At 51.4% G+C, this 23,216-nt stretch carries 24 protein-coding genes and 4 pseudogenes; 20 read left to right on the top strand and 8 right to left on the bottom strand.

Annotated features, from left to right (window positions below):
• Positions 1–38 precede the first annotated feature (38 nt).
• Entirely contained in the window at positions 39–2,258 is a 2,220-nt protein-coding gene (locus tag AMR42_RS13575) for a transglycosylase SLT domain-containing protein (RefSeq protein ID WP_143473091.1), read from the top strand.
• Positions 2,259–2,602: 344 nt separating this feature from the next.
• The gene (locus AMR42_RS13570) at positions 2,603–4,183 is read left to right on the top strand and encodes an adenosine deaminase (protein WP_099534199.1); all 1,581 of its coding nucleotides are present in this window, start codon (positions 2,603–2,605) and stop codon (positions 4,181–4,183) included.
• A gap of 36 nt (positions 4,184–4,219) precedes the next feature.
• Here the strand turns inward: AMR42_RS13570 and AMR42_RS13565 are convergent, their stop codons facing one another.
• Genes AMR42_RS13565 through AMR42_RS13555 form a run of 3 tightly spaced genes read right to left on the bottom strand, consistent with a single transcriptional unit; the run spans position 4,220 to position 6,232 of the window.
• Positions 4,220–4,765 (bottom strand): Uma2 family endonuclease, encoded by a 546-nt coding sequence (locus AMR42_RS13565; RefSeq protein WP_099534198.1) that lies wholly within the window; start codon positions 4,763–4,765, stop codon positions 4,220–4,222.
• A 32-nt stretch (positions 4,766–4,797) separates the two neighbouring features.
• A complete protein-coding gene (locus tag AMR42_RS13560; protein WP_099534197.1) occupies positions 4,798–5,343 on the bottom strand; it encodes a Uma2 family endonuclease in 546 nt (181 codons plus the stop codon).
• Positions 5,344–5,398: 55 nt separating this feature from the next.
• A complete protein-coding gene (locus AMR42_RS13555) occupies positions 5,399–6,232 on the bottom strand; it encodes an alpha/beta hydrolase (RefSeq protein ID WP_099534266.1) in 834 nt (277 codons plus the stop codon).
• 200 nt (positions 6,233–6,432) lie between these two features.
• On the opposite strand from AMR42_RS13555, the gene AMR42_RS13550 reads away from it, so the two are divergent.
• The 3 genes and pseudogenes from AMR42_RS13550 to AMR42_RS13540 form a co-directional block, all read left to right on the top strand.
• The gene (locus tag AMR42_RS13550; protein WP_099534196.1) at positions 6,433–8,640 is read left to right on the top strand and encodes a transketolase; all 2,208 of its coding nucleotides are present in this window, start codon (positions 6,433–6,435) and stop codon (positions 8,638–8,640) included.
• A 122-nt stretch (positions 8,641–8,762) separates the two neighbouring features.
• Positions 8,763–9,554, top strand: a complete 792-nt coding sequence (locus tag AMR42_RS13545) for a hypothetical protein (protein WP_143473090.1) — start codon at positions 8,763–8,765, stop codon at positions 9,552–9,554.
• Positions 9,555–9,639: 85 nt separating this feature from the next.
• A pseudogene (locus AMR42_RS13540) lies at positions 9,640–9,864 on the top strand (phosphoketolase); the annotation flags it as partial.
• Between the two features lie 233 nt (positions 9,865–10,097).
• Here the strand turns inward: AMR42_RS13540 and AMR42_RS13535 are convergent.
• A complete protein-coding gene (locus AMR42_RS13535) occupies positions 10,098–11,066 on the bottom strand; it encodes a sodium:calcium antiporter (protein ID WP_099534265.1) in 969 nt (322 codons plus the stop codon).
• A gap of 81 nt (positions 11,067–11,147) precedes the next feature.
• Here AMR42_RS13535 and AMR42_RS13530 point away from each other — a divergent pair, with 81 nt between their 5' ends.
• The 15 genes and pseudogenes from AMR42_RS13530 to AMR42_RS13470 all read left to right on the top strand — a co-directional run bounded on the left by AMR42_RS13530 (position 11,148) and on the right by AMR42_RS13470 (position 20,535).
• Positions 11,148–11,684: a Chromate resistance protein ChrB gene (locus AMR42_RS13530; RefSeq protein ID WP_099534194.1), complete on the top strand. Its 537-nt coding sequence runs from the start codon at positions 11,148–11,150 to the stop codon at positions 11,682–11,684.
• 143 nt (positions 11,685–11,827) lie between these two features.
• Positions 11,828–12,091 carry a hypothetical protein gene (locus AMR42_RS13525; protein ID WP_199858184.1) on the top strand — a complete coding sequence of 88 codons (264 nt, stop codon included), beginning with the start codon at positions 11,828–11,830 and terminating at the stop codon, positions 12,089–12,091.
• Between the two features lie 320 nt (positions 12,092–12,411).
• On the top strand, positions 12,412–12,543 hold the full coding sequence (locus AMR42_RS21405; protein WP_255407547.1) for a hypothetical protein: 132 nt from the start codon (positions 12,412–12,414) through the stop codon (positions 12,541–12,543).
• Positions 12,510–12,704, top strand: a pseudogene (locus AMR42_RS20570) (hypothetical protein); the annotation flags it as partial. The gene AMR42_RS21405 and the pseudogene AMR42_RS20570, both read left to right, overlap by 34 nt.
• 147 nt (positions 12,705–12,851) lie before the next feature.
• Positions 12,852–13,817 carry an NAD(P)-dependent oxidoreductase gene (locus AMR42_RS13520; protein ID WP_099534192.1) on the top strand — a complete coding sequence of 322 codons (966 nt, stop codon included), beginning with the start codon at positions 12,852–12,854 and terminating at the stop codon, positions 13,815–13,817.
• 354 nt (positions 13,818–14,171) lie between these two features.
• The gene (locus AMR42_RS13515; protein WP_099534264.1) at positions 14,172–15,119 is read left to right on the top strand and encodes a DNA adenine methylase; all 948 of its coding nucleotides are present in this window, start codon (positions 14,172–14,174) and stop codon (positions 15,117–15,119) included.
• Positions 15,091–15,825 carry an HNH endonuclease gene (locus tag AMR42_RS13510; RefSeq protein WP_099534191.1) on the top strand — a complete coding sequence of 245 codons (735 nt, stop codon included), beginning with the start codon at positions 15,091–15,093 and terminating at the stop codon, positions 15,823–15,825. The genes AMR42_RS13515 and AMR42_RS13510 overlap by 29 nt, the downstream gene beginning before the upstream one ends.
• A gap of 528 nt (positions 15,826–16,353) precedes the next feature.
• Positions 16,354–16,833 (top strand): GNAT family N-acetyltransferase, encoded by a 480-nt coding sequence (locus AMR42_RS13505; RefSeq protein WP_099534190.1) that lies wholly within the window; start codon positions 16,354–16,356, stop codon positions 16,831–16,833.
• 75 nt (positions 16,834–16,908) lie between these two features.
• Positions 16,909–17,013: pseudogene (locus AMR42_RS13500) on the top strand (thylakoid-associated protein); the annotation flags it as partial.
• Positions 17,014–17,142: 129 nt separating this feature from the next.
• Entirely contained in the window at positions 17,143–17,505 is a 363-nt protein-coding gene (locus AMR42_RS13495; protein ID WP_099534263.1) for a type II toxin-antitoxin system RelE/ParE family toxin, read from the top strand.
• An 18-nt stretch (positions 17,506–17,523) separates the two neighbouring features.
• A pseudogene (locus tag AMR42_RS13490) lies at positions 17,524–17,838 on the top strand (helix-turn-helix domain-containing protein); the annotation flags it as partial.
• 321 nt (positions 17,839–18,159) lie between these two features.
• Positions 18,160–18,471, top strand: a complete 312-nt coding sequence (locus AMR42_RS13485) for a hypothetical protein (RefSeq protein WP_099534188.1) — start codon at positions 18,160–18,162, stop codon at positions 18,469–18,471.
• Positions 18,472–18,871: 400 nt separating this feature from the next.
• Complete coding sequence (locus AMR42_RS19950) at positions 18,872–19,774, top strand: hypothetical protein (RefSeq protein WP_143473089.1); 903 nt, start codon at positions 18,872–18,874, stop codon at positions 19,772–19,774.
• 14 nt (positions 19,775–19,788) lie between these two features.
• Entirely contained in the window at positions 19,789–20,028 is a 240-nt protein-coding gene (locus AMR42_RS13475) for a hypothetical protein (protein WP_099534186.1), read from the top strand.
• 57 nt (positions 20,029–20,085) lie between these two features.
• A complete protein-coding gene (locus AMR42_RS13470) occupies positions 20,086–20,535 on the top strand; it encodes a hypothetical protein (RefSeq protein ID WP_143473088.1) in 450 nt (149 codons plus the stop codon).
• A 122-nt stretch (positions 20,536–20,657) separates the two neighbouring features.
• On the opposite strand, the gene AMR42_RS13465 is transcribed toward AMR42_RS13470, so the two are convergent.
• The 4 genes from AMR42_RS13465 to AMR42_RS13450 form a co-directional block, all read right to left on the bottom strand.
• Complete coding sequence (locus tag AMR42_RS13465; protein ID WP_099534262.1) at positions 20,658–21,260, bottom strand: sugar O-acetyltransferase; 603 nt, start codon at positions 21,258–21,260, stop codon at positions 20,658–20,660.
• Positions 21,261–21,464: 204 nt separating this feature from the next.
• The gene (locus AMR42_RS13460) at positions 21,465–21,824 is read right to left on the bottom strand and encodes a hypothetical protein (protein WP_143473087.1); all 360 of its coding nucleotides are present in this window, start codon (positions 21,822–21,824) and stop codon (positions 21,465–21,467) included.
• A 95-nt stretch (positions 21,825–21,919) separates the two neighbouring features.
• The gene (locus AMR42_RS13455) at positions 21,920–22,504 is read right to left on the bottom strand and encodes a VWA domain-containing protein (RefSeq protein WP_099534183.1); all 585 of its coding nucleotides are present in this window, start codon (positions 22,502–22,504) and stop codon (positions 21,920–21,922) included.
• Positions 22,505–22,667: 163 nt separating this feature from the next.
• Positions 22,668–23,216: hypothetical protein (locus AMR42_RS13450; RefSeq protein ID WP_234406998.1), on the bottom strand; the 549-nt coding region annotated here is incomplete at its 5' end.

Genomic DNA, 23,216 nt, shown 5'->3' with positions numbered 1-23,216 from the left:
GGCACAATGGCTAGGGTGTCTTGCGATCGAGGCCGGCCGTGAAGTTTGCAACTTGGACAGTGGGTTTACGTCACCTGTGGCGCGATCGCCCTTGGGTGGTGGGTTTGGGGGCTGCGGGAGCCGTGGCCTTGGGGGTTGGTGCGGCCCTGTCGCCCATGGGAGATTGGTTGGCTAATCGTCAGGCGAACCAGGCCCCCACAACGGGATTAGCCGAAGTGGCCGCGGCCCGAATTCACCAAGAAACGCCCAGTCCCGAGGCCAAGGATCCCAAAGCGGCCAAAGTGCCTCCCCTGACGGAGTTGGCGGAGTCGGCCAGCCCCTTGACCCGATCGGGCGCACGCTATGTTTTGGCCACGGAAGCCCTGAGCGTCAAAGACCATGCAACGGCCCTGAAGTGGCTGGAAAATGCTGATGATCCGGTGCTGTTGGCTCCGGTGTTGGCCCTGCGGGCCAAGGCGCAACTCCAAGGGGGCGATCGGGCTGGGGCCAGCCAAACCTGGCAAACCCTGCTGAAGCAATTTCCCCAGGATCCGGCCACGGCGGAAGCGCTCTATGGGTTGGGTCAACAGGATCCAAAGTGGCTCGATCGCCTGGTGGCGGCCGATTCTCCCTGGAAATCGCATCCCCGGGCGATCGCGGTAGCCAAGCAACGGTTAGCCCAAACGCCCGATCGCCCCGACTGGTTCCTATATCTATTGCGCCATGCCCCCGATGCGCGGGACGTGGGCAACTATCTGGGGCCCTTAGAAAGTCAGTTCGCCACCGCCATCACCCCCGCCGATTGGGCCACGATCGGGCGGATTTATTGGGATCGTCGTCAATACGCCAAGGCCGGTGATGCCTACGCCAAAGCCACCCCCAGCCCCCTCCATGCCTATCGGGCCGGGCGGGGGGCCCAACTGGGCGGCAAACGGCCCGAGGCGATCGCCCGCTATCGTCGCCTGATTCAGCAATTTCCCCAAGCTCCGGAAGCGGCCTTTGGCATGACCCGTTTGGCCCGGTTAGTGCCGCCGGCCGAAGGTTTGGCCCTGCTCGATCGCGCCCTGGCCAACCCCACCCATGCCCCTCGGGCCCTGCTGGAGCGAGTGCGGATCCTGAAAAATCAGCAACAGCCCGCCACGGCCGATCGCGATCGACTCTTCAAAACCTTCAGCAACAGCGACGCGGCCGGCGATTTGCGCTGGCAACTGGCCGAGGAAGCCGCCACCACCAGCCCCCAAGCGGCCCGCCAATGGGCGATCGCCCTGGTGCAACAGAACCCTGAGCATGAGGATGCCCCTCGGGCCAGCTTTTGGGCCGGGCAATGGGCCGCCCAGTTGGGAGACCAAGCTGCCGCCCAAGCGGCCTACCGCCACACCCTGCAACAGTATCCCGAGTCCTACTACGCCTGGCGATCGGCGGTGAAGTTGGGGTTACCGGTCGGAGATTTCACCACCATTCGATCGGGGCAACCCACCCTGCAACCACCGCCCCCCCGCGCTCCCTTACCCGCCGGATCGCCCACCCTGCAAGCGCTCTATCAACTGGAGCAAGACCGCGCTGCCTTTGACTATTGGCAAACGGAATTCCAAAACCGCAACCAGCCCACCTTTGCAGAGCAATATACGGACGGCACGTTGCGACTGGGCAATGGCGATTATTTAGCCGGTCTTTTCGCCCTGGCCAATTTGCGGTGGCGAGAGGAACCGGGCGATCGGGAACAGTTTGCGGCCGCCCGTCGAGACTTGAACTATTGGCGGCGGCTCTATCCCCGTCCCTATTGGGATGCGATCGCCGCCGGGGCCCGGGCCCAAAATCTGAATTCGGCCCTCGTGTTGGGGTTAATTCGCCAAGAGTCTCACTTTGAGCGCGACATCCGCTCGATCGCCAATGCCGTGGGCTTAATGCAGGTGTTACCTTCCACAGGCGAATGGGTAGCCAACAAAATCGGCTTCAAGGATTACACCCTGGAAAATCCCCCGGACAACATCAAACTCGGCACTTGGTTTTTGGACTACACCCACCGGGAATATGACAACAACAGTCTGCTAGCCGTGGCCGCCTACAACGCCGGGCCGGGCAATGTGAACCGCTGGGTGAAGCAATTTGGCACGGCGGATCTCGATCGATTTGTGGAGCAAATTCCCTTTTCGGAAACGCGCGGCTATGTAGAAAATGTGTTGGGCAATTATTGGAATTATCTCCGGCTCTACAACCCGGAAACCCAAGCAATTTTGCAACCGTTTCAAGCTGATTCCAAACCCCAAAATAGCCCCTAGAGGATGCTTAAAAATTCAAATCAAGTCAAACCAAGCCAAATGTCGATCTAATTCTCACTCTATTAATCAAAAAAAAGGGCTTCAGGCTATTAATCAAATCACCCAAAACCTTGACATTGCCGCCATGAAATCACGTGGAACAAGGGGCTTAAGCCCCTTGTTAGCAAGGTAAACGATGTAAATAATGGATAATTTCCAGAAAGATATTGCAATCCTTAGCTGATTTTCAGACAGATATTGAAAACATAAATGTAAATTTATTTAGAATTTGAATATGGTTGAATGATTGAGCAAAAATTGGCGGTACAGTTCACCAAAATTCTCCCACCGCCCCCCGGTTTTCCATGCCCAAACTTTCCTCCTTCGCTGTTTTATGGGGACTGTTGCTTGGTTCTGGCCTGGTTGTTTCCAGCGTTGCCGCCCAAGAAGCTCCCGTAAACCCGCGATCGCGCCGTGATGCCGAAGCCCAAGTGAGCCAATGGCTGGAGCAACACCGCGCCAGTCCCCCTGCGATTCGGGCCTTTGTGCAGCGAATGCCGAAAGGAGGCGACATTCATACACACCTGAGCGGGGCCGTTTATGCGGAGCGTTATTTGGAGTGGGCCGCCGCCGATGGCTACTGCATTGATCCCCAGGCCCTGACCCTGATTCCACCGAGTGCCTGTGGCCAAAACAGCCGCTATTTTCCCGCCTCGCAGTTGCCCAATCGTCCTGACACCTACGATGCCCTGATTAATCTGTGGTCAACGCGCAATCTGCCTTTTGCCAATCGATCGGGACATGATCAATTTTTCCAGGCGTTTGGCGGCTTTTCGGAGATTTCTTCTGCTCCGTCGCGCCAGGACGACATGGTGGCGGAGGTGGCCAATCGCGCCGCTGATCAGCATATTTTCTATTTAGAACTGTTGATGACCGTTCAAGGCGCTGAAGTGCGTCAACTGGGGCGGGCGGTGGGCTGGAGTGGCGACTTTGCCCAAATGCGGCGCGCGCTGCTTGATCGCGGCTTAATGGATCTGGTGGCCCGAGGGAGCCAGGAGGTGGCGAATCTTGAACGCCAGGTCGCCAGCACTTTACGCTGCGATACGCCCATGGCTCAACCGGGCTGTGAAGTGACGGTGCGCTATTTGCAACAAACCACACGCACCAAAGCGCCCGAAGAAGTTTTTGCCCAATTTGTTTATGCCTTTGAGTTGGCTAAAGCAAACTCTCGCGTTGTGGGGATCAACTTAGTTGCGCCCGAAGATAATCCGGTGGCCCTGCGCGACTACCAGCAACAAATGCAGATGTTGCAATTTCTAAAAACGCAGTTTCCGGAAGTCAAAATTTCTCTTCACGCAGGGGAATTAACCCTGGGCTTAGTGCCACCGAATGATCTGCGTTTTCATATTCGGCAAGCGGTGGAAGTGGCTCAGGCCAGTCGCATTGGCCATGGGGTGAGCATTCTCTATGAAAACAACCCCTTTCAACTGATGGCAGAAATGCGCAAACGGGGGGTGTTAGTCGAAATTTGCCTCACCAGCAATGAGGTGATTTTGAATGTGGCTGGCAACCAACATCCCTTCCGCGAATATCTGGCGGCCGGTGTGCCGATGACGTTGGCTTCCGATGATGAGGGCATTGCTCGCATTGATTTGAGCAACGAGTATGGATTGGCAATCTTGCGCTATCAGTTGAGCTATGCCGATCTCAAACGGTTGGCGCGCAATAGTTTGGAATATAGTTTCCTCTCGGGAGTCAGTCTTTGGAATTCGTCAAATTTTGACGCAGTGACTGCCGCCTGTGCCCAAGATTCGCCCAACGCTGCTTCCATTTCGGCGGGTTGTCGGGGCTTTTTGGCCCAGAGCGATCGCGCCCGGGTGCAGTGGAAACTTGAATCGGAGTTTGCCCAATTTGAAGCCTTGCCCTCGTTCCGTACGGGCCCCTAGTGCAGGAAATTCACGATTTGCCTACGCCCGATTTGCTTACGGTTGAAAGAGCTGGACTAGATCGATCGCGCAGTCCGGGAAAGCCAGCGGGGCGATCGGGCGATCGCTCACCGTTTCTTCTTGGCTGTAGCGGCCCGCTTCCGGTTGCCGAAATACCACCACCCGCCGATTCACCAAATCCACCACCCAATATTCCAGAATTCCCATCCGCGCGTAGAGATCCCGCTTGTGGGTCAGGTCTGTGGTCAGGGTCGATCGGGCAATTTCAATCACCCAAAACAGATCCGCTGGCCCCGGGTGGCGATCGCGAAAGGCCGATCGAGGCAACCGAACAATTGCCAAATCCGGCTCCGGCTCCGAGTCATCCAACGTAATTGGGTGTGCTTCACTAATCCAAGCCCGATCGCGCAACAGCAGCCGCAACCGATCGCCCAAACTGCTGCACTGGTAGCGGTGTTCTGGCCCTTCCGGTGACATTTCAATAATTTGCCCGTTCAACAGTTCCACACGGCGATCGACCAACAGGCCCGCCGCGATCATTTGGTGATATTCCGCCACAGTCCATTGCGCCAGGGTCAACATAATTGCGTTGTCGCGTCGTTACGCGGCAGACTCTACGGTTGGAAGAGCTGGGCCAAGTCGATCGCGCAGTCCGGGAAGGCCAGCGGGGCGATCAGGCGATCGCTCACCGTTTCCTCTTGGCTGTAGCGGCCTGCTTCCGGTTGCCGAAACACCACCACCCGCCGATTCACCAAATCCACCACCCAATATTCCGGAATTCCCACCCGCGCGTAGAGATCTCGCTTGTGGGTTAGGTCGGTTTTCAGGGTCGATCGGGAAATTTCAATCACCCAAAACAGATCCGCCGCGCCGGGATGTCGTTGGACAAATTGGGATCGATCGCCCCGCACCACTGCAATATCCGGCTCCGGTTCCGAATGGTCTAGGGTAATCGGTCGCGCTTCCCGCACATAGGCTCGCCCCCGCAGGCGATCGCGCAGCCACTCCGCCAGGGTTTCGCCGCGATAGGTATGCTCCGGCCCTTCCGGTGACATTTCAATAATTTGCCCGTTCAACAGTTCCACACGGCGATCGACCAACAGGCCCGCCGCGATCATTTGGTGATATTCCGCCACAGTCCATTGCGCCAGGGTCAACATAGGCGACCAGTTTCGATCGGGGAATTTCCCCCAGTCTATCAACAGGCTTGATGGCCTAGGGCGTGGTGTTTTGGGTCTCGACTAGGGCGGCAAATTCAGCAAGAGACTGCCGCAATCGATCGCCCGCCACTTCACTCAAATCATTGTGGCCGACACCAGCGATCCAGAGCGATCGCTTCATTCCGGGAGCAGCGGCGTAGAGTTGCTGCCCGTGGGACCAATTAATCGTTTGATCCTGTTGACCATGAATGACTAAAACGGGCGATCGCACCTGGGCCAACTTACTGTGATTGGTGAACTTATCAAAGGGGAAAATCGCAATCGGCAACACCACCCGAAAAGCAGAGGTGAAAGTGCTTTCCAAAATTAAGCCTCCCACCGGATGCCGTCGCGCCAACTCCGTGGCCGATCCGCCCCCGAGCGATTGTCCATAAACCAGAAGATTGCGCGGCGCAATTTTCAAAGTTTGGGTGAGATATTGATAGGCCGCTTCCGCATCTTCATAGGCATTGGCCTCGCTGGGGCTGCCGTCACTGGTTCCATAACCACGATAATCGTAGGCAAACACCGGATAGCCCCAGTTATGTAACTGAAACAGCCAGGGCCGAATTTGCCCCAAGTCACTGGCATTACCGTGAATATAAAGAATGGTCGATCGGGCGTTTTTCTGTGGCAAATAAAGGGCTGAAATTTTTTCCCGAGGATTGACCGGAATTTTCAAAATTTCAGGACTGTCAACATAGCTCGGCGGCGGTGGCAAAAAAATCATGCTATCCGCCCGAAAGAAGACATACAGCGTAATTGCCACATAGACAAAAACAATCGATCGAATCAATCGCTGCCAACTCAGTTTACCAATTAACAGCGATCGCAACTGGGAAGACCACATTACCAGTAACCCATTTTGCTTTTTATCAGCTAGTTTGACCGATGGTCGCCGCCCGCGGCCCGCCAACCGGCCACCCGCACCACAGGCAGCCAAGGGGCCGGTTTCGATCGGCTTGCGACTTTAGCAACATCAAGGTTGTAAAATATCGCCTCAAGACTGGCCTTACAGTCGAGAGAGTCGAACCACTAGGTGAATTGCCCATGACCGCCACAACCCCCGCACCCACGACCACGCCTGCGTTTTGCGACGGCATTCAATACTTCGGTGCGCCTTGGCCCGAATTTGACACCCTGGGTGCTGCGCCAGCCGTGGATGCGACCACAGGGGCGATCGCCAGTCCGAGCGATCGAGCGGCGGCCTTCCAAACTCTCCTGGCGGCCGATGCCCTACGCTACCTGACCGTGCAAATGACCGCCAGCAAGGAATCGGGCCACCCCGGCGGCTATGCCAGTTCCGCCGATGTGATGGCGGCGCTGATCATGCTGGGCTACAAGAACTTCACCACCGAAGTGGGCCACCATGCCCCCGGTTTTTATTCCCAGGTGTTCTTGGATCGATCGCTCGAAGCCATGGGCATCACGACGGTACAGCAACTGCGCGATCGGTTCCGGGAAACCCACGGGCTGCTGGGTCACCTGTCGGGACAAATTCCCGGCTTGCTCGCACCCGCCGGCCCCCTCGGCCAGGGTCAACACTTCGCCATGGCCGGCGCGAAGCTGTTCCCCGGAACCCTCTTCCCCGTGACGATCGGGGATGGCGGCCTGGGCGAACCCTACATCATGAGCAGCTTTGGCCACTTCAACACCGCCTATCCGCAGGCCACCAACTTCTTGCCGATCCTGATTTGGAACGGCTACAGCCAAGAGCACCACAGCATGGTCTCCACCAAATCCAACGCCGCCATGGAAGCCTACTGGCGCGGCAATGGCTTTGAAGAAGTGGTGCTGCTGGATGCCAAAGACTTCAACGATGCCAACCAAGCGGGCGATTACGTCGATAGCACCCAGTTCTCCTTTGCCCAGCGGTTGGTGTTTGCCCAGGCGGTGTTGGAAGCCACCGACAAAGCGGCGAAACTGGCCTTGGGCGGCAAGCTGACGGTGCTGATCATCAAGCAACTGAAGGGGGCGGGTGTCCACAAGCGCGGGGCCCAATCTCACAACCTCTATCCCGGCGACAACCTGGAGCGGGACTACATTGTGGCGGCCCTGAAGGAGCGGGCCCTGTCGCCGGAGGCTTGGCAACTGGTGCGGACGAATTTTGAGCGATCGGGCGGTGGCCCCGGTTCCCAAGTGGCCGTCACCGAAAGCGTTCGCCCCTTGGCGGATTTGGGCAAGCTGAACCTGGTGGAATTCCCGGCCGGCGAAAAGAAAGTTTCGACCACGGCCATGGGCGATCTGGTCGTGCAAGTGGGCAAGGCTGACCCGGATTTCATTGTCACCAACGCCGACGGTAACGCCGCTTCGGGGATCAACAACATCAACGTGGGCCTGAAGATCGTTCACCCCACCACCGACCCCATCTATTTCCAACAGCCCGATGGTCAGGTCTACGAACCCCTGAACGAAGATGCCTGCGCCGGGTTGGCGGTGGGTCAAGCGCTGTTTGGGGCGCGATCGCTCTGGTGTTCCTACGAGTCCTTTGCGATCAACGGGCTGCCGATTTGGCAAACCGTCACCCAAGCCATGGCCGAACTGCGCCGCCCCACCCCCGCCACGGTCTGCCTGTTCACGGCGGGCGCGTTGGAGCAAGGGCGCAACGGCTGGACGCACCAACGCCCGGAAATCGAAAACTACTTCGCGGCGATGATGCGCAACGGCAACATCTTCCCGCTGTTCCCCTGCGATGCCAACAGCACCCAGGCTTGTTATGAGTGGGCGCTGGCTCAGGTGAACAAGGGGATCACGATTACGGTCAGCAAGTCGCCGCTACCGATCGTCTCGACCTTTGAGCAAACGCGCCAAGCCTTGCAGGATGGTGGTTTTGTGTTGCAAGAAACGCCCGGTGAGAAAACCGTTGTCCTGGCGGTGATTGGCGACATGACGCTGACCCCGGCGATCGCAGCGGCGGAACAGTTGGCGGCCCAGGGCATCGGCTCGCGGATTGTGGCGGTGATCAGCCCCCGTCGCCTGTATCGCCCGACCGATGTGGCGGTGGAGATGTGCTCGGAGCCGGATGCTCACTTTGTGGATGACGCAACGTTCGATCGCCTGTTTGGCGGTGATGCGTTGTTGGGCGTGACCGGCGGCACGAGTGCGATGCTGGAGCCGATCGTCTTGCGTAGCACGGCCCCGCGCGATGTGTTTGCCTGGAAGCGCGGCGAAACGACGGCTACTGCTGGCCAACTGATGGGCCTCAATGGTCTGACGGCGGAGAACCTGGTGAAACGGGCGATCGCGCTGTTGGGCTAGGGCTGTGACGATCCCAGGGCGATCGTTGTAGTAGAAGTTCCATGAGTAGGGGTATTATCTCGCAGTTGCGGGATAATACCCTTCGTACCGGAGTTAGGTCTCTAGTCCTTGGAGAGAAATGAATGGTGGATCTAATTGTTGACACACAAATACTGTCATATCAATTCAAGGGCGTTGAAAAATATATTCACAACAGAGTTTTTGCAATTTCATCAATTACGGCTAGTGAATTTCTAGTAACTCATTCAAAGAACTCAGAACAACCTGATTATTACATTATTCATCCAGCTAGATATTTTCATCCTTTATATGTAGAAGAGAGCGGCTCTGGTGTTCCTGAACACATTGGAAATCCTAAATGGGCGAGAATGGGTGCTCACCGAACAGATCAGGTAATCATTGATTTTGGCAATCAGTTTCCAGCTTATCGAGAATTTGGAAATGAGGCAATTTCTGAAATCATCAATGAAAAGAAACTTGGAATATATAAAATTAGCATTGCCCATTTACCTAAACAGAAACAGAAATGGCTTTTAAGACGTTTGAAGCATATCCTTGACAGTAATTACCATTGCTATTCTCTTACCAAGTCAGCAATAGATAATGCTTTAAGCTTGTTCTCAGAGTTTGTGTCTGAGCATAACTGTAAAGGCAATATTCGTAATACCATCAATGATCTCTTGATATTATCGACGGCTATTGATAGAGAGAAAAAATTTTTAACCAATGACAATTTACTTAGTCGTTTTGCTGCTGAGTATTATAAAGCACCAGTCCATAAAGATGATGATCAATTATTGATTGACTTTTCAGAAAAGCAGGTCAAAAGAAGAGAAAATAGAGAAAGTAAAGGGTATATCAATAATGGTTGGAGTTATGCTCTACGTAACAACCGAGCATTCCCCAAAGCCTAATAATCAAGCTGCACCAAAACGTTTTGACATGGTTGATTAGGTCGCAAAAGCTACCTGCTCCGGTGAGCGCTAACGTTATTTTGCTGTGGATGATGCGACGTTCGATCGCCTCTTCGGCGGTGATCCGTTGTTGGGCGTAACCGGCGGCACGAGCGCCATGCTGGAGCCGATCGTCCTGCGCAGCACGGCTCCGCGCGATGTGTTTGCCTGGAAGCGCGGCGAAACGACGGCGACCGCTGGCCAACTGATGGGTCTGAATGGTCTGACGGCGGAAAACCTGGTGAAACGGGCGATCGCGCTGTTGGGCTAGGGCTGTGACGATCCCAGGGCGATCGTTGTGGTAGAAGTGCTATAAGTGGGGGTATTATCTCGCAACTGCGGGGTAATACCCTGTATACCGGAGTCAGACTGAAACTGCTTGATAACACTCTGCTGAAGGAGTTATCCTGCACTTGCGGTCTAATACATAGTTAGACAGCTTGAGTTGTTGGTTGGGACAGCAGCCGAGAGGTTGTCTGTAAGACATGAAGTTTGAGATTGCTGTTACATAACCAATAAGGCGATGAGAAATAGTGGGTAGGCAGACAGTAAAATTATGCTGGCGGTCTTGTGCAGATAGCCTTTGAATGATGCCAGTACAATGACTAATGCCAGTGACCCAAGCATAACGATGAGCGGAAAATGCAAGAGACTAGCATCCACAATCTTTAGCGGACGGGCGATCGCCGCAGCCCCTAGCGTCATTGTCACATTGTAAGCAAACGATCCCACAACGCCTGCAACAACCGCTTCTGTCACGCCTCGTCGTGCGGTTGACCAAGCCAGAATCACCAATTCAAAAGCGGTCGCAAAACCAACGAGCGAGAGTGCCAATTTGGTTTGAGTCTCTTCAACCTGGCTGATTTGACGCACAGCTTCCACCAGTAGGATAGATCCTGCAATCATGGCAGCAAATCCAGCCAAAACGAAGAGTAGCTCTTTCCCTACTCGGTGCTGAATCCCTTTCGCTTGCTCGATGGCAAATTCCTCTGATGCTTCTTCTAACTCCCCAGTTTCACCTAGAGCAGGTGGTCTACGTTCAACCCACCAGATTACAGCAACATAGAGAACGTACAGCCCAATTAAGAATAGCCCTTCAAAACGGCTAATCTCTCCATCCCAAATAAACCCAGTTGCGGTTACACCAATCGGTAAGCCAAATAAGGCATAGCGCATGACTCGTTTGCTAAATGGCAAAGGAGCAATCCATGCGCCTACCCCCAATGCCACCAGACAAATTGCGATGTTTGCGCCCACCACATCGCCAAACGCGATCGCTGGAGCATCTCTGAGCGATGCCGCAACCGCCGTAGCGAGTTCTTCCGGTTCCGCTCCAGCCAGGAGTAACGCCAAGGCAAATGAACTTATCTGCAATCGCACAGCAGCAGCCCCCAAATGTTCGGCAAAGGCTTCGGCTCCCCAGACGATCAGGACAACGCCAACAATGATCAGCAATCCCCAGATTAAAATCACAAGCATCTCCAAATGCAACATCTGTTGCATCAGAGTTTGACATATCTTCTGCTCGAATGCAACACCTGTTACAATCAAGCCATGCTCAATAAATCCTGGAATCTGCTGATTTACCGAGTTCCCTCCCAACCGTCCACGCGGAGGGTCTATGTCTGGCGAAAATTAAAGGGCTGGGGAGGATTGTATTTGCAACAGTCAGTCTGCGTACTGCCGCAGCGTCAGGAGTTACAGCAACAATTGGGAAAATTAGCGGCAGAAATTGTTGAGGGTGGTGGCGAAGCGGATTTGCTGACCGTTGTGATTGAAGACGACGCTCAGAATTTACGGTTAATCGAGCGGTTTCAACAGCAAGCCAACGAGGAATATCAGGAATTCTTGGGGCGTTGCCAAGATTTCCACAGGGAGTTAGAGCATGAGCGGCAGGAGAGCAATTTTACCTTTGCTGAACTCGATGAAAATGAGGCAGAACTGGCGAAATTGCAATCCTGGCTCCCTAAGATTCACGAGCGAGATCTGTTTGAGGCAACTGGGTATGTTGCTGCAATCGAAGCGTTAAAACTCTGTGAGCAAGACTTTCAAGAATTCAGCCAGCAAGTCTATGATGCACAAGATCTATAAGTTGTAGTTGCCGCTGTCTAACACTGCGTTGGTGCGGACGGGCGAGAGATCTTGGTGATGAGTTCAAGGTTATCTGCCGCCGCACAACTTCACCGTTATGTAGCTTCACACAGATAACCTCGGAAATATTACGGAGGCTTAACTTGAGCGCGAAAGATGTAGCAGAATGGATGCTGAAACAAATTGAAGGGAAAGGCGAGATTTATCAGGGGGATGTTGTATGGGAGATACAGGCGGAATTTGGCGGTGAGTTTGTTTATGAGAATGAGAATTTCAACTTAGCAATCTCGCCTGCTGTGCTGAAAGAATTTAGAAAAATTACAGCCGATACAGTTGTGTGGAGTCGGGGAGAAAGGATGTGGCGGAAGCGAGATACTAGCGATGAACCCGGCAGGCAGCAGGAATAAGCGTTCACGCTTATTCCTGCTGCCTGCCAAACACCCTCTCATAGTCGTTACTATCGCCGTATTTGTTGAAAAACTCTTTTGCCTTCTTTGGCGTAAGAGCTACGATATCATCACTCCCCCCATCTCGTTGTTGAACATGAAGAATCGTCCCTTTGGCGTTTTGTATAATTCTTCAAGCCAAAAGAATTCAGTATGTGCACACACCTTTTCGTCCTTATCTGTGTCGTAAACCAAATCACCAATCTGTTTCTTCATAGCAGCACCTTAGCCATAAGGATACCAAACCCAATTGGCGGCGACAATCGTCACATAAAAACGGCATGCACCTGACCGGCGACACGCTGCTTATCATGCACATCGAATCGTTCAGGGCGGCGGGTGATGCCGGGCGTTATCTTGCAGTGGATAATGCACAGCGTTCGATCGCCTCTTCGGCAGTGATGCGTTGTTGAGCGTGACCGGCAGCACGAGCGTCAGACTGGAGCCGATCGTCCTGCGCGATGTGTTTGCCTGGAAGCGCGGCGCAACGACGGCTACCGCTGATCAACTGATAGGCCTGAACGGTCTGACGGCGGAGAACCTGGTGAAACGGGCGATCGCGCTGTTGGGCTAGGGCTATGACGCTCCCAGGGCGATCGTTGCGGTAAAAGTTCTATAAGTGGGGGTATTATTCCGCAACTGCGGGGTAATACCCTTTGTACCGAAGTTAGACTGCAACACATGCGGTCTAGTAAGTAGTTAAGCACCTGGAGAAACCAACATGCGGAGGATTGCTATCACCGGTTCATCCGGGTTTGTTGGACGACACGTGATCCCGATACTGCTGTCCAAAGGGCACGCGGTAACTGCTCTGGTTCGTGGCCCGGAATCTGCTCGCAAAGTTGAATCATTCGGCTGTGAGGCATGTCTCTGTGACTTGGGTCAGACTAACTCGATCATGAACTGCCTCCAAGGCGCTGATGCAGTCGTTCACATGGCTGCTCGGCTTGACATCTCAGGTTCTTACCAAGATTTCTACGCCGACAACGTCGTGCTTACGCAACGGATGTTGGAGGCGAGTCAGAAGGCGGGGGTGAAGAATTTCGTGATGATTAGCGCGGCAGCCGTTGCCATCGGATCCCCCGATCCATTTCCGGTAAACGAAAAGGCGCGTCTGATCGCCAGGCCTGCGGGCAACTACGGCACTACGAAGGCGTTTGCCGAGAGGGAGGTCTTGTCTTGCACGAACCCGCATCTGCGGCGCGTGGTGCTCCGGCCGCCATTGGTCTGGGCGGAGGATGCACCAGTCTTCAATTCGATCGCGGAATCGGTGCAGAAAGGTCAGTTTGTCTGGATTGACGGGGGCCACTACTGCGTGGCAACCATTCATGTAGAAAACCTGGCTTCGGCCATTCTGGCAGCTCTTTCGTCGTCAACGGGGGAAGGGGTGTTTTTCGTCTCGGATGGTGAGGACATTCAATTTAGGAGGCTGATCGAGACTGCACTGTGTGCGAGGGGATTGACGACACCACGGCTTTCGCTGCCCCGGCCGATAGCACGAACGAGCGCCACTTTTGCCGAAGCGGCCTGGGCCTTGCTAAGACTTTCCGGAAGGCCGCCAATCACCAACACCTTGATCGACCTCATCGGCGGTGAGTTTCGCATCGATGACACACGGGCCCGGCAAGAACTCGGCTATTGCAATCGGATTGCCATTGATGACGGACTCGCGCGATTAGGCAGCTAACTCAACTCCTAACAACCGGTTGCAGCGGACAATACTACACGCCGCCACTGAACTTGGAAGTTATATTGCTATGGATGGATGATGCACAACATTTGATCGCCTCTTTGGCGGCGATGCGCTGTTGGGCGTGACCGGCGGCACGAGTGCGATGCTGGAGCCGATCGTTTGATGAGCCTCAACGGTCTGACGGCGGAGAACCTGGTGAAACGGGCGATCATTGCGGCCGAATGAATCGTTAGCCGTCTTAGACTTCAGCCTTGCCCCCTCTGTCGCCCTCAAAAAAATGCTTGAATTAAGCAATAAGCCCAAACCATCCTGATAAGCCACTGTAAGATCATTTGTTCTTGTATGACGATGGCAAACCTACCCCACTTCATTCAATATCAAGGCAGCAAAAGGAAGCTAGCAAAACACATCCTCCAGTTCTTTCCAAAAAAATTCAATAGGCTAGTAGAGCCTTTTGCTGGAACTGCTGCAATTAGTGTTGCTACGTCCGCAAGTCAGATCACCCAGAGTTTTTGGTTAAATGATCTGAACCATCCGCTCATCAAGCTCCTAGAACTAGCTGTAGAAAAACCAGACGAAATAGCCGATTTTTACTTAGAGCTATGGAATAAACAACATCCTAACTCTGTAGACCATTACTTTGAAGTCAGATCAAAATTCAATGAGACCAACGATCCAAAACTACTTCTTTATCTACTAGCAAGATGCGTTAAAGGGTCAGTTCGCTACAATTCCGAAGGATTGTTTAACCAAAGTCCGGACAAAAGACGCAAAGGAACACGACCCGAAACAATGAGAAAAAATATAGTTGGTGTTTCTAGTTTGCTCAAAAGCAAATGTAAGTTTACCAATTTGGATTACCGAGAAGTATTAGAGCAAATCCAGGAAGATGATTTTATCTACATGGATCCTCCATACCAAGGTGTCTGCGGAAATAGAGATTCAAGATATTTGTCTGGAATCAGTTTCGATGATTTTGTGTTAGCGCTTGAACAGTTAAATCACAAAGGATCTGCATTTATCATCAGTTATGACGGTAAATTGGGTGATAAGGCATTTGGCAAAGTTCTTCCTAAGCGCTTAAACCTTGAAAAAATCGAAATCGAAGTTGGCAGATCTTCGCAGTCTACCTTACTAGGCAAAGCAGAAAATACAATCGAATCGTTGTACTTGTCGCCAAGTTTATCCAAAAACTTAATGAATACTAAAATCTGTGATTTCAGCTATATTGACCAGCAACCAAAGCAGCTAACCCTCTTGGAAACGCATGGAGAATTCGCAGCCGCTACCCGATGACTTCCTGAACCTTTGCCGTTCTGTAACAGCAAAGAGACCGAAAGCAGTCATTGACCACATCTTGCAACACGGATTTATTACAACTGAGGAATTAAAAGAAACTTACGGTTATAACCATCCTCCAAGAGCCGCTAGAGATGTCAGAGAAAACGGTATCCCGTTAGAAACTTTTCGTGTTACTGGAAGCGATGGCAGAAAAATAGCTGCATATCGATTTGGAGATATTAGCAAGGCAAGATTCACTCGCCTTTCTGGCAGAACAGGTTTATCCAAGCAAATTAAAGAGGCACTGATTAGCAGATATGGATGCAGGTGTTTTATTTATCTTGAAGAGGTCAATCAACGCGAATTACAAATTGATCATCGTGTCCCTTTTGAAGTTGCTGGTGAGCCGGATCTAGCCCCAGAAAACTTCATGTTACTTTGTGGCTCAGCTAACCGGGCTAAGTCGTGGTCATGCGAACATTGCGAAAACTGGAACAGCATTAAGGATAAATCTATTTGTCTATCCTGCTACTGGGCTTATCCAGAAAGCTATGAGCATATTGCAATGCGGCAGATCAGAAGAATAGATCTGCTTTGGGAAGGAGATGACATTGAGATTTATGAAAGACTTAAGCAAAGGGCTGTCAGCGTAGAAAAGGAACTCCCTGAGTTGGTCAAAGAGATTATTGAGCGTGAGCTTGAGCGCAGTGGCGACGGCTAACACTGCTTTCGTTCAGACGTAACAGAGGCTATCGATGAGTGTTCAAGGTTATCTGCCATGGATGATGTACAACAAGGTTCGATCGCTCCTTCGGTGGTGATGCGTTGTTGGGCGTGACCGGCGGCACGAGTGCGATGCTGGAGCCGATCGTTTGATGAGCCTCAACGATCTGACGGCAGAGAACCTGCTGAAACGGGCGATCGCGCTGTTGGGTTAGAGCTGTGGTGTTGCTGGGGCGATCGTTGCGGTAGAAGTCCTATAAGGGGGGGATTATTCCGCAACTGAGGGGTAATACCCTTTGTACCCGAGTTAGACTGTAACTGCTTGGCAACACTCTACTGAAGGAGTTATCTTGCAGCTGCGGTCTAATAAATAGTTATGGGGATCAAATCAATGGTTGGGGCAGTAGTTGCAAGGTTATCTCTTAGTCGCAAACATCTTAGGCATTTCTGATTGAGGTAGTGGGAAATTTTAATGTTGGTGTTTGAATAATAGAAGCAAAAGTATAAGCTTTGACTAGAACTTACTATGATTCGATTGACTACACCCGATGATACAAATGCATTACTTGCTTTAGCAGAAGCGACAGGGCTTTTCGAGTCAGATCAAATTGAAGAACTTGCCCAAATGCTAAATCAGCATTTCAGTAACGAAACAGCCAGTCAGGGTGTATGGCTAACCGACTACGATCATGAGCCACTGGGTGTTGCCTACGTTGCGCCAGAACGGATGACTGACAGGACGTGGAATCTCTATCTGATTGCTATTCATCCCGACCACCAAAAACAGGGTCGCGGAGCCGTGTTGCTGCGATACGTCGAGCGAGTGCTCGCTGAGCGAGGTGAGCGTGTGCTACTGGTGGAAACGTCTGGAACCGATGACTTTGAATACGTTCGCGCGTTTTACCGCAACAATGGTTACACAGAGGAAGCAAGAATTCGCGATTTCTATACAGATGGTGTCGATAAAATTGTATTTCGCAAGTTATTAGGAAGTGTTGCTGCATAACAATCCTGCTGCACGCTGACGTATACAAGTTGGTCACTAAGTCTGAGAGGTTGTTAACGGCGGGTGAACAGGGTCGTTATGCCGATTGATTTTGGTTTGCCGCGAGTGGTGCGCTCCACATTCAAGCATCTTTATATCAAGTTGATTAAGGAGCCGATGGCGGTTTATGCCCGTACTTAACGCTGTGATTTGGGAATCAAGAAAAAACCTCCGGCTGCGCTGTTGGGCTAGAGCTATGGCATTTTCAGGGCGATCATCCACTTCTGACGCATCTTGACGGCTTTATGCCAAAATTGGCATATTGGGGATATGAACCCACCTCTAAAACCCGTTGAATGGGTTGGCAGCGCCCTAGAAGATGTCAAGAACTTCCCAGAAGATGTACGGTTGGTAGTTGGTTATGCTCTCTATCTAGCCCAGCGTGGCGAAAAGCATCCTTCAGCAAAACCACTAAAAGGGTTTAAGGGTGCGGGTGTCTTAGAAGTCATTGATGACTTTGATGGTGATACCTATCGAGCCATCTATACGATTCGGTTAGCTGGAGTGGTGTACGTCCTCCATGCCTTTCAGAAAAAATCAAAGCATGGGATTGCAACACCTCAACAAGAAATCAAGTTAATCGAAAAGAGACTGCAACGCGCCACAGAACATTATTTAAGTCACTACAAGTAGTCTTGAGAGGAAGGCACGATGTCAAACATTGAGATCCAGTCGAGTAGTGGAAATGTTTTTGCGGACTTGGGTTTAGAGAATTCGACTGAATTATTAGTCAAAGCAGAATTAGCGCATCAAATCAAACGCCTCATTGAACATCAACAGATGACCCAGGCGATCACGGCTGAAATTTTAGGCATTGATCAACCCAAAGTTTCAGCTCTGATGAATGGCAAGTTAGCAGGATTTTCTATTCCTCGACTCTTCCGTTTCTTGAATGCTCTGGGTCAGGATGTGGAGATTATCGTGAGGGAAAAGCCGCTTGCTCATGCCAAGGCCTCAACATCCGTCCGCACGATGCGCCGTCGATCGCTGACCTCAGCGCGGCTCCGTGCAATATCCTTGCGTGGGAACGCAGCCAAGCAACGGCCGTCCCTCGACAATTAAGCGAAAAACTCGACAGAATGGGCGATCGCGCTGTTGGGCTTTGGCTGTGGCGTTTTCAGGGCGATCGTTGCGGTAGAAGTTCTATAAGTGGGGGTATTATCTCGTAACTGCGGAACAATACCCTTCATACTGAAATTACACTGCAACTGCTTGACAACGCTCTGCTGAAAGAGTCATCCCGCAACTGCGGTCTAATAAATAATTAGGTGTCATTCGCACTTTTCTATGAATTCCAAGCACCAACAGTTGGTTGAGGTTCTCCGAGAGGCGCGCCAGTTCCTTTCGCGGCCCGACAACAACTTTGATTGGTCTTCATGGAAGGATGCACCGGCAGCACTTCGAGAGATTGACAGCATTGTTGCTCGCATTGAGTCTGGTGACATACCCAAGCGTTCCGACATTGAGCTTTTGTTTCTTCCCACCGGCCCAATCCAGGAGGTCAGTGTGAGCAGTGGTTGGGGGCAGGAGTTCTGCGAGTTTGCCAGCCGTTTCGACACCGCGATTGCGAGAGCCTACGGTGAAGACGTTTTCGCGTAGTTAGGGCGATTCTTGCCGGAGAGTTGGAGGCCGAAGTGAGGAAGTTACAAACCATGACACCTAGTGTGCAATCGTTACACCCCGTGCGCCGGGTCGCTGAGCCTGGGTCGTTATCTTGCTGTGAATGATGCACAGCGTTCGATCGCCCCTTTGGTGGTGATGCGTTGTTGAGCGTGACCGGCGGTACGAGTGCGGTGCTGGAGCCGATCGTTAGTTCGGGATAGTACTCTTAGTACCGGAGTTAGACTGCAACGGCTTGATAACACTCTGCTGAAAGAGTTATCCCGCGTGTATGATCTAATGAATAGTCAGCCTTCTGGTTCGATCGTGAAGATTTAGTTAAACAAATCGCTATATTGGGCACTCTAATCAAGTATCTTTCTGCTCTTCAGGCTTGATCATGAAAGTTGATAGATTCCCCAATAGCATTCGCATTCATTGTGATGCCTTCGGATCGCTCTTGAACCCGCTGAAAATCATCTGTGTTTTCGACTGGCAAGCACAAGCGATTGATTTTCAGTGGTCAAATGGGAAACGTATCACTTGTCCAATAGATGCTGTTCAAGATGTGTGGATTTTTTACAGAGCATATCCAGATTATGACCATGAAGCAACCACTGGACTCGTACTAGATCTATCAGACTCTCGACTTTCTCAGGTCTATTTGAGTCGGGGTTCCTTAACAGAAAAAGATGCGATCGCACTAGAAACAGAACTTCGTAGCTATCTCAAACTCCCAGCAAAACCGCCCTATCACGGATTCTCTTCAAAAGGGTGGGAAAACACAAGATCACACATTCTAGAAAAAGGCATTGAACGCCTAATCTATAAGCATAATTATCTTAGAGGGACAGCCATAGCTTGCTCAATCATTCTTGCATTCTTGATGCTGGTCACCTTGATTCCGATACTCACCGCTTCTCCTCCAATACCTCAAATTCTTGTCGGCATCTTAATCGGAATTATGATGTTGATAGCGCAATATAGTGGATTCAGCGAAACCTGGACATTTGAAAGATCCACTCGCCAAGTTAAAATTACCCGAAAGCTTCTCATTGGCAAGAGAACCAAAACGTTCAGCAGTCAAGAGGTAATAGACGTTCAGCTTAGGACAGCAATTCCGAGCGCAAGCGGGCAAGGCACTCAAATCGCTCAAGTCACTTATACAGTCGATTTGGCCCTATCGCCTCTCATGAATCAACAGACGACAGGAAGTCCAGGAATCTTGTATTCCAGCACAGACTTGAAAGCAGCCACAGAGTTTGCTGAAGCCCTCCGTTATTATTTACAAAAAAGTCATTAGGCTAACTTCTGGCATTGGGTATAACCGGCGGCATGATCGCCATGCTGGAGCCGATCGCCCTACGCGATGTGTTGGTCTGGAAGCGCGGCGAAACAACGGCCGCCGCTGGTCAACTGATGGGTCTGAACGGTCTGACGGCTGAGAACCTGGCGAAACGGGCGATCGCGCTGTTGGGCTGTGGCTGTGGCACTCCTAAGACGATCGGTAAGGTTATAGACGTGTCTGGCAGACCCCTTGTCAGTCGTCAAGGTTAATAGCTCGAAGATGGAAGGTTGTTAGCATATCTGTAGCACTGGGAATGAGGCAGAAAATTGGATTACACCGTTAGTGACCGACAGCAGTATGAACCAATTTTGAGAGATTTTTTTGGGAAAACTTGCTCCCACTCGATCGCTTGTAATTCAATCAAAATCAGGTTTGAAGAAAGAGGCCAGTTAAAGAGGAAAGGTTACATTTGGATTGACCCACCTTGGTCATTCATGCAGCATGGAGAACTGATTACAGATGCCTCCTTCTGCCCACATCATGAAGATATTGATTACAATCCAAGATTCAAAGAATGGTGCAATCTATTTCATCCGTTAAATCAAAGCGTATTCACAGGATATGAATTTTTGGAAGATAGCAGTCTCAATTTGTTTTTTCATGATTCTTACCAGATTCATATTCCAAAGTATGAGGACTATCCAGATGATGAGGATTTAGAACTGTGGTACGTACAGTGGTACGCAAATCCATTTCAAGAAGAGGAAACTAGTTGATAAGTACCAGCAGTGGAACAAACCTGTTAGAGCAAACTGAAAAAGTTGATCCGGTATTACAGCAACGAAAAAAACCGATAGAATGGGCGATCGCGATTGAGCACCAAAACCGGAATTTTGATTCATGAACTCCGATTTTCACGCGAATTTTCGGTGCAATGTCGGATGATTTTGGCGGGGACACCGCCCACGATGTAACCATCGGGCACGTCTTTGGTGACCACTGCACCGGAAGCAACCACCACGTTGTCACCGATCGCTACGCCGGGGTTGATAATCGCGCCGCCGCCAATCCAAACGTTATTGCCGATCGAGATCGGCTTGCCAAGTTCCTGACCCGATCGCCGCAAATCCAGGTCGATCGGGTGGGTTGCCGTTAAAATGCTGACCCGAGGGCCAATTAGGCAATAATCGCCAATTTGCACTTCACAAACATCCAGAATGATGAGATCAAAATTGGCATAGAAATGATTGCCCAAATGGATGTTATAGCCGTAGTCACATTTAAAATTCGGTTCAATATAAATTTCCGGTGGCGCTGTGCCTAAAAGATCGCGCAAAATGCTGAACCTTAGGTTGGGTTCTTCCTCGGTGGTGGCATTATAGCGACGGCAAAGTTGGCGGGCCCGGGCCCGTTCTTGAATGAGTTGGGAATCGGAGGCTAGGTATAGTTGCCCTGCGATCATTTTGCTTTTTTCGCTATGTTCTTCGGCAAAATTAGCCATCATCAGCCTCCCAGAATCAATCGACCTTCATCAAAATCAAAATCCCAGGAGCGATTCACGAGTCATTGATCATCTCCTGGGGTTCTATGCAATCTGCGCAGTTGTCGGATTAATCAAAACAAGCTGATCGGCTCGCTCTGAAATGTCTTTTGATTCGATCGAGTTTTGCCCATTTCAAGGTTGAATCGATCGAGAAACCTGGGCTTAATCGGTGTACGTATAGGTTTCCCCACCGCAAATTGTGCCCGAACTGACCGAATCTGAGCCATCAGAAAAGCGAGCCATGAAGTCATAGGTACAATCTTCACGGCCATCATCAATGGTGATGTCAACGGACTCGCCAGGGTTCAATACATCAACCCCCAAAATGTCCTCTTCCCAAGAACTGGTGCTGGGGGGCGAAGCATAGAAATGCGTCATGGTTGAGCTAGTGCCATTCACCAACGTGAAAGTCACTGACTCTGTGTCCGCTTTGGCCATGACTGCCGACAGGGCCACCATCGGAACTGCAATAGTGGCCGCCAAGGCCGATTTCAAGGTCGATCGCATTGTCCATTGAGTCATATAAAATCTCTCAAGTTCTCAGAGGTGACGTGGAGAAATGGTCAAAAACCGAGGTTAAAAAATATTGGCTAGAAAACATTTCTCAGCCAACGATTTTAGTCTTGAATCGCAGCCAGCAGCAATTCCTCGATCGGGCGATCGCCAAAGGTACTGGCAGGGAACGTATCAACCACATCGAATTTGGCTCCCAACCCCATTAATTCATCATCCAAAAACTTTAAGAAGTTGGTTGCGCTCGGATCGTTCCCCACTTGCACAAAGCTAATGCCTAATTGTTCATCAACGGACATCTTTTTGGTGGCCGCGACGATCGCTTGGGCCGCGGCGGCTTTGTCATCGGGCTGACCATCGGTAATCACCAGCAGGGTTAAGGGAACTTCCGCTTGCCATTTCTTCAGCAAAACTGTATTCAAAAGCCCTGCCAAATTGGTGGAGCCAAAGGGTTCATTTTGGCTAAAAATTTCGGCTACCGTCGCCGCCGTTGCATTGCCAAATTCACGAATTTTGCTGGCAAAGGTGTAGACCTCAATTCCATCTGGATCTAGTTTTTCCACCGCTTGGGCCAGACCAAAAGCCGCTTCCGCAACGGCGGCCCAGCGGGTTTGCCCATTGGGAAGGGTCATGCCCATGGAGCTGGAAGCGTCAATCGCCAAAATGTAATCACGCTTGAGGCTAATCATGTCTCAATTTGATAGAAAAAAGGTGGTTAAACGATCAGAGCATCTAGAGAAGTGATGCAACTAGTGCCCATGGTTTTCAGGAAATTGGTCGCTGAATCATGCCCCATTCGCTGATCGTTTTCACTGATCGTTGATGTTTGAACATTGCGCCCATTGATTTCTCTTAATCTTGGATGGCGGCAAGCAGAATTTCTTCAATTGATCGATTGCCAAATTCACTAGCAGAAAAGGTATCGACCACATCGAATTTAGCGCCCAATCCCATTAACTCGTCATCCAGGAATTTCAAGAAATTGGTTGCACCCGGATCATCGCCAATTTGGACAAAGGTAATCGCTAGTTGTTCGTCCGATTGCATTTTTTTGGTGGCGGCCACCAGGGATTGGGCGGCGGCGGCTTTGTCGTCTGGTTGCCCGTCCGTGACGATAATCAAGGTGGTGGGCACTTCGGGAACCCACTTTTGCAGCAACACCAAGTTCAACAGTCCAGCCAAGTTGGTTGATCCAAATGGGCGATTTTGGCTAAACAAATTGGCAACGGTTTGAGCGTTGGCGTTGCCATGTTCCTTGACCCCAGAGGCAAAGGTATAAACCTGGATACCATCGGGATCAAATTGCTCGATCGCCTGGGCCAGTCCAAAGGCTGCTTCGGCAACGGCGGCCCAACGGGTTTGGCCGTTCGGCATCTGAATGCCCATGGAGCTGGAAGCGTC

Source organism: Limnothrix sp. PR1529 (genome assembly GCF_002742025.1).
In the GTDB taxonomy this organism is placed as follows: domain Bacteria; phylum Cyanobacteriota; class Cyanobacteriia; order CACIAM-69d; family CACIAM-69d; genus CACIAM-69d.
Note: the sequence above shows the minus strand (reverse complement) of the source record. Positions and strands in the feature narration are given on the sequence as shown.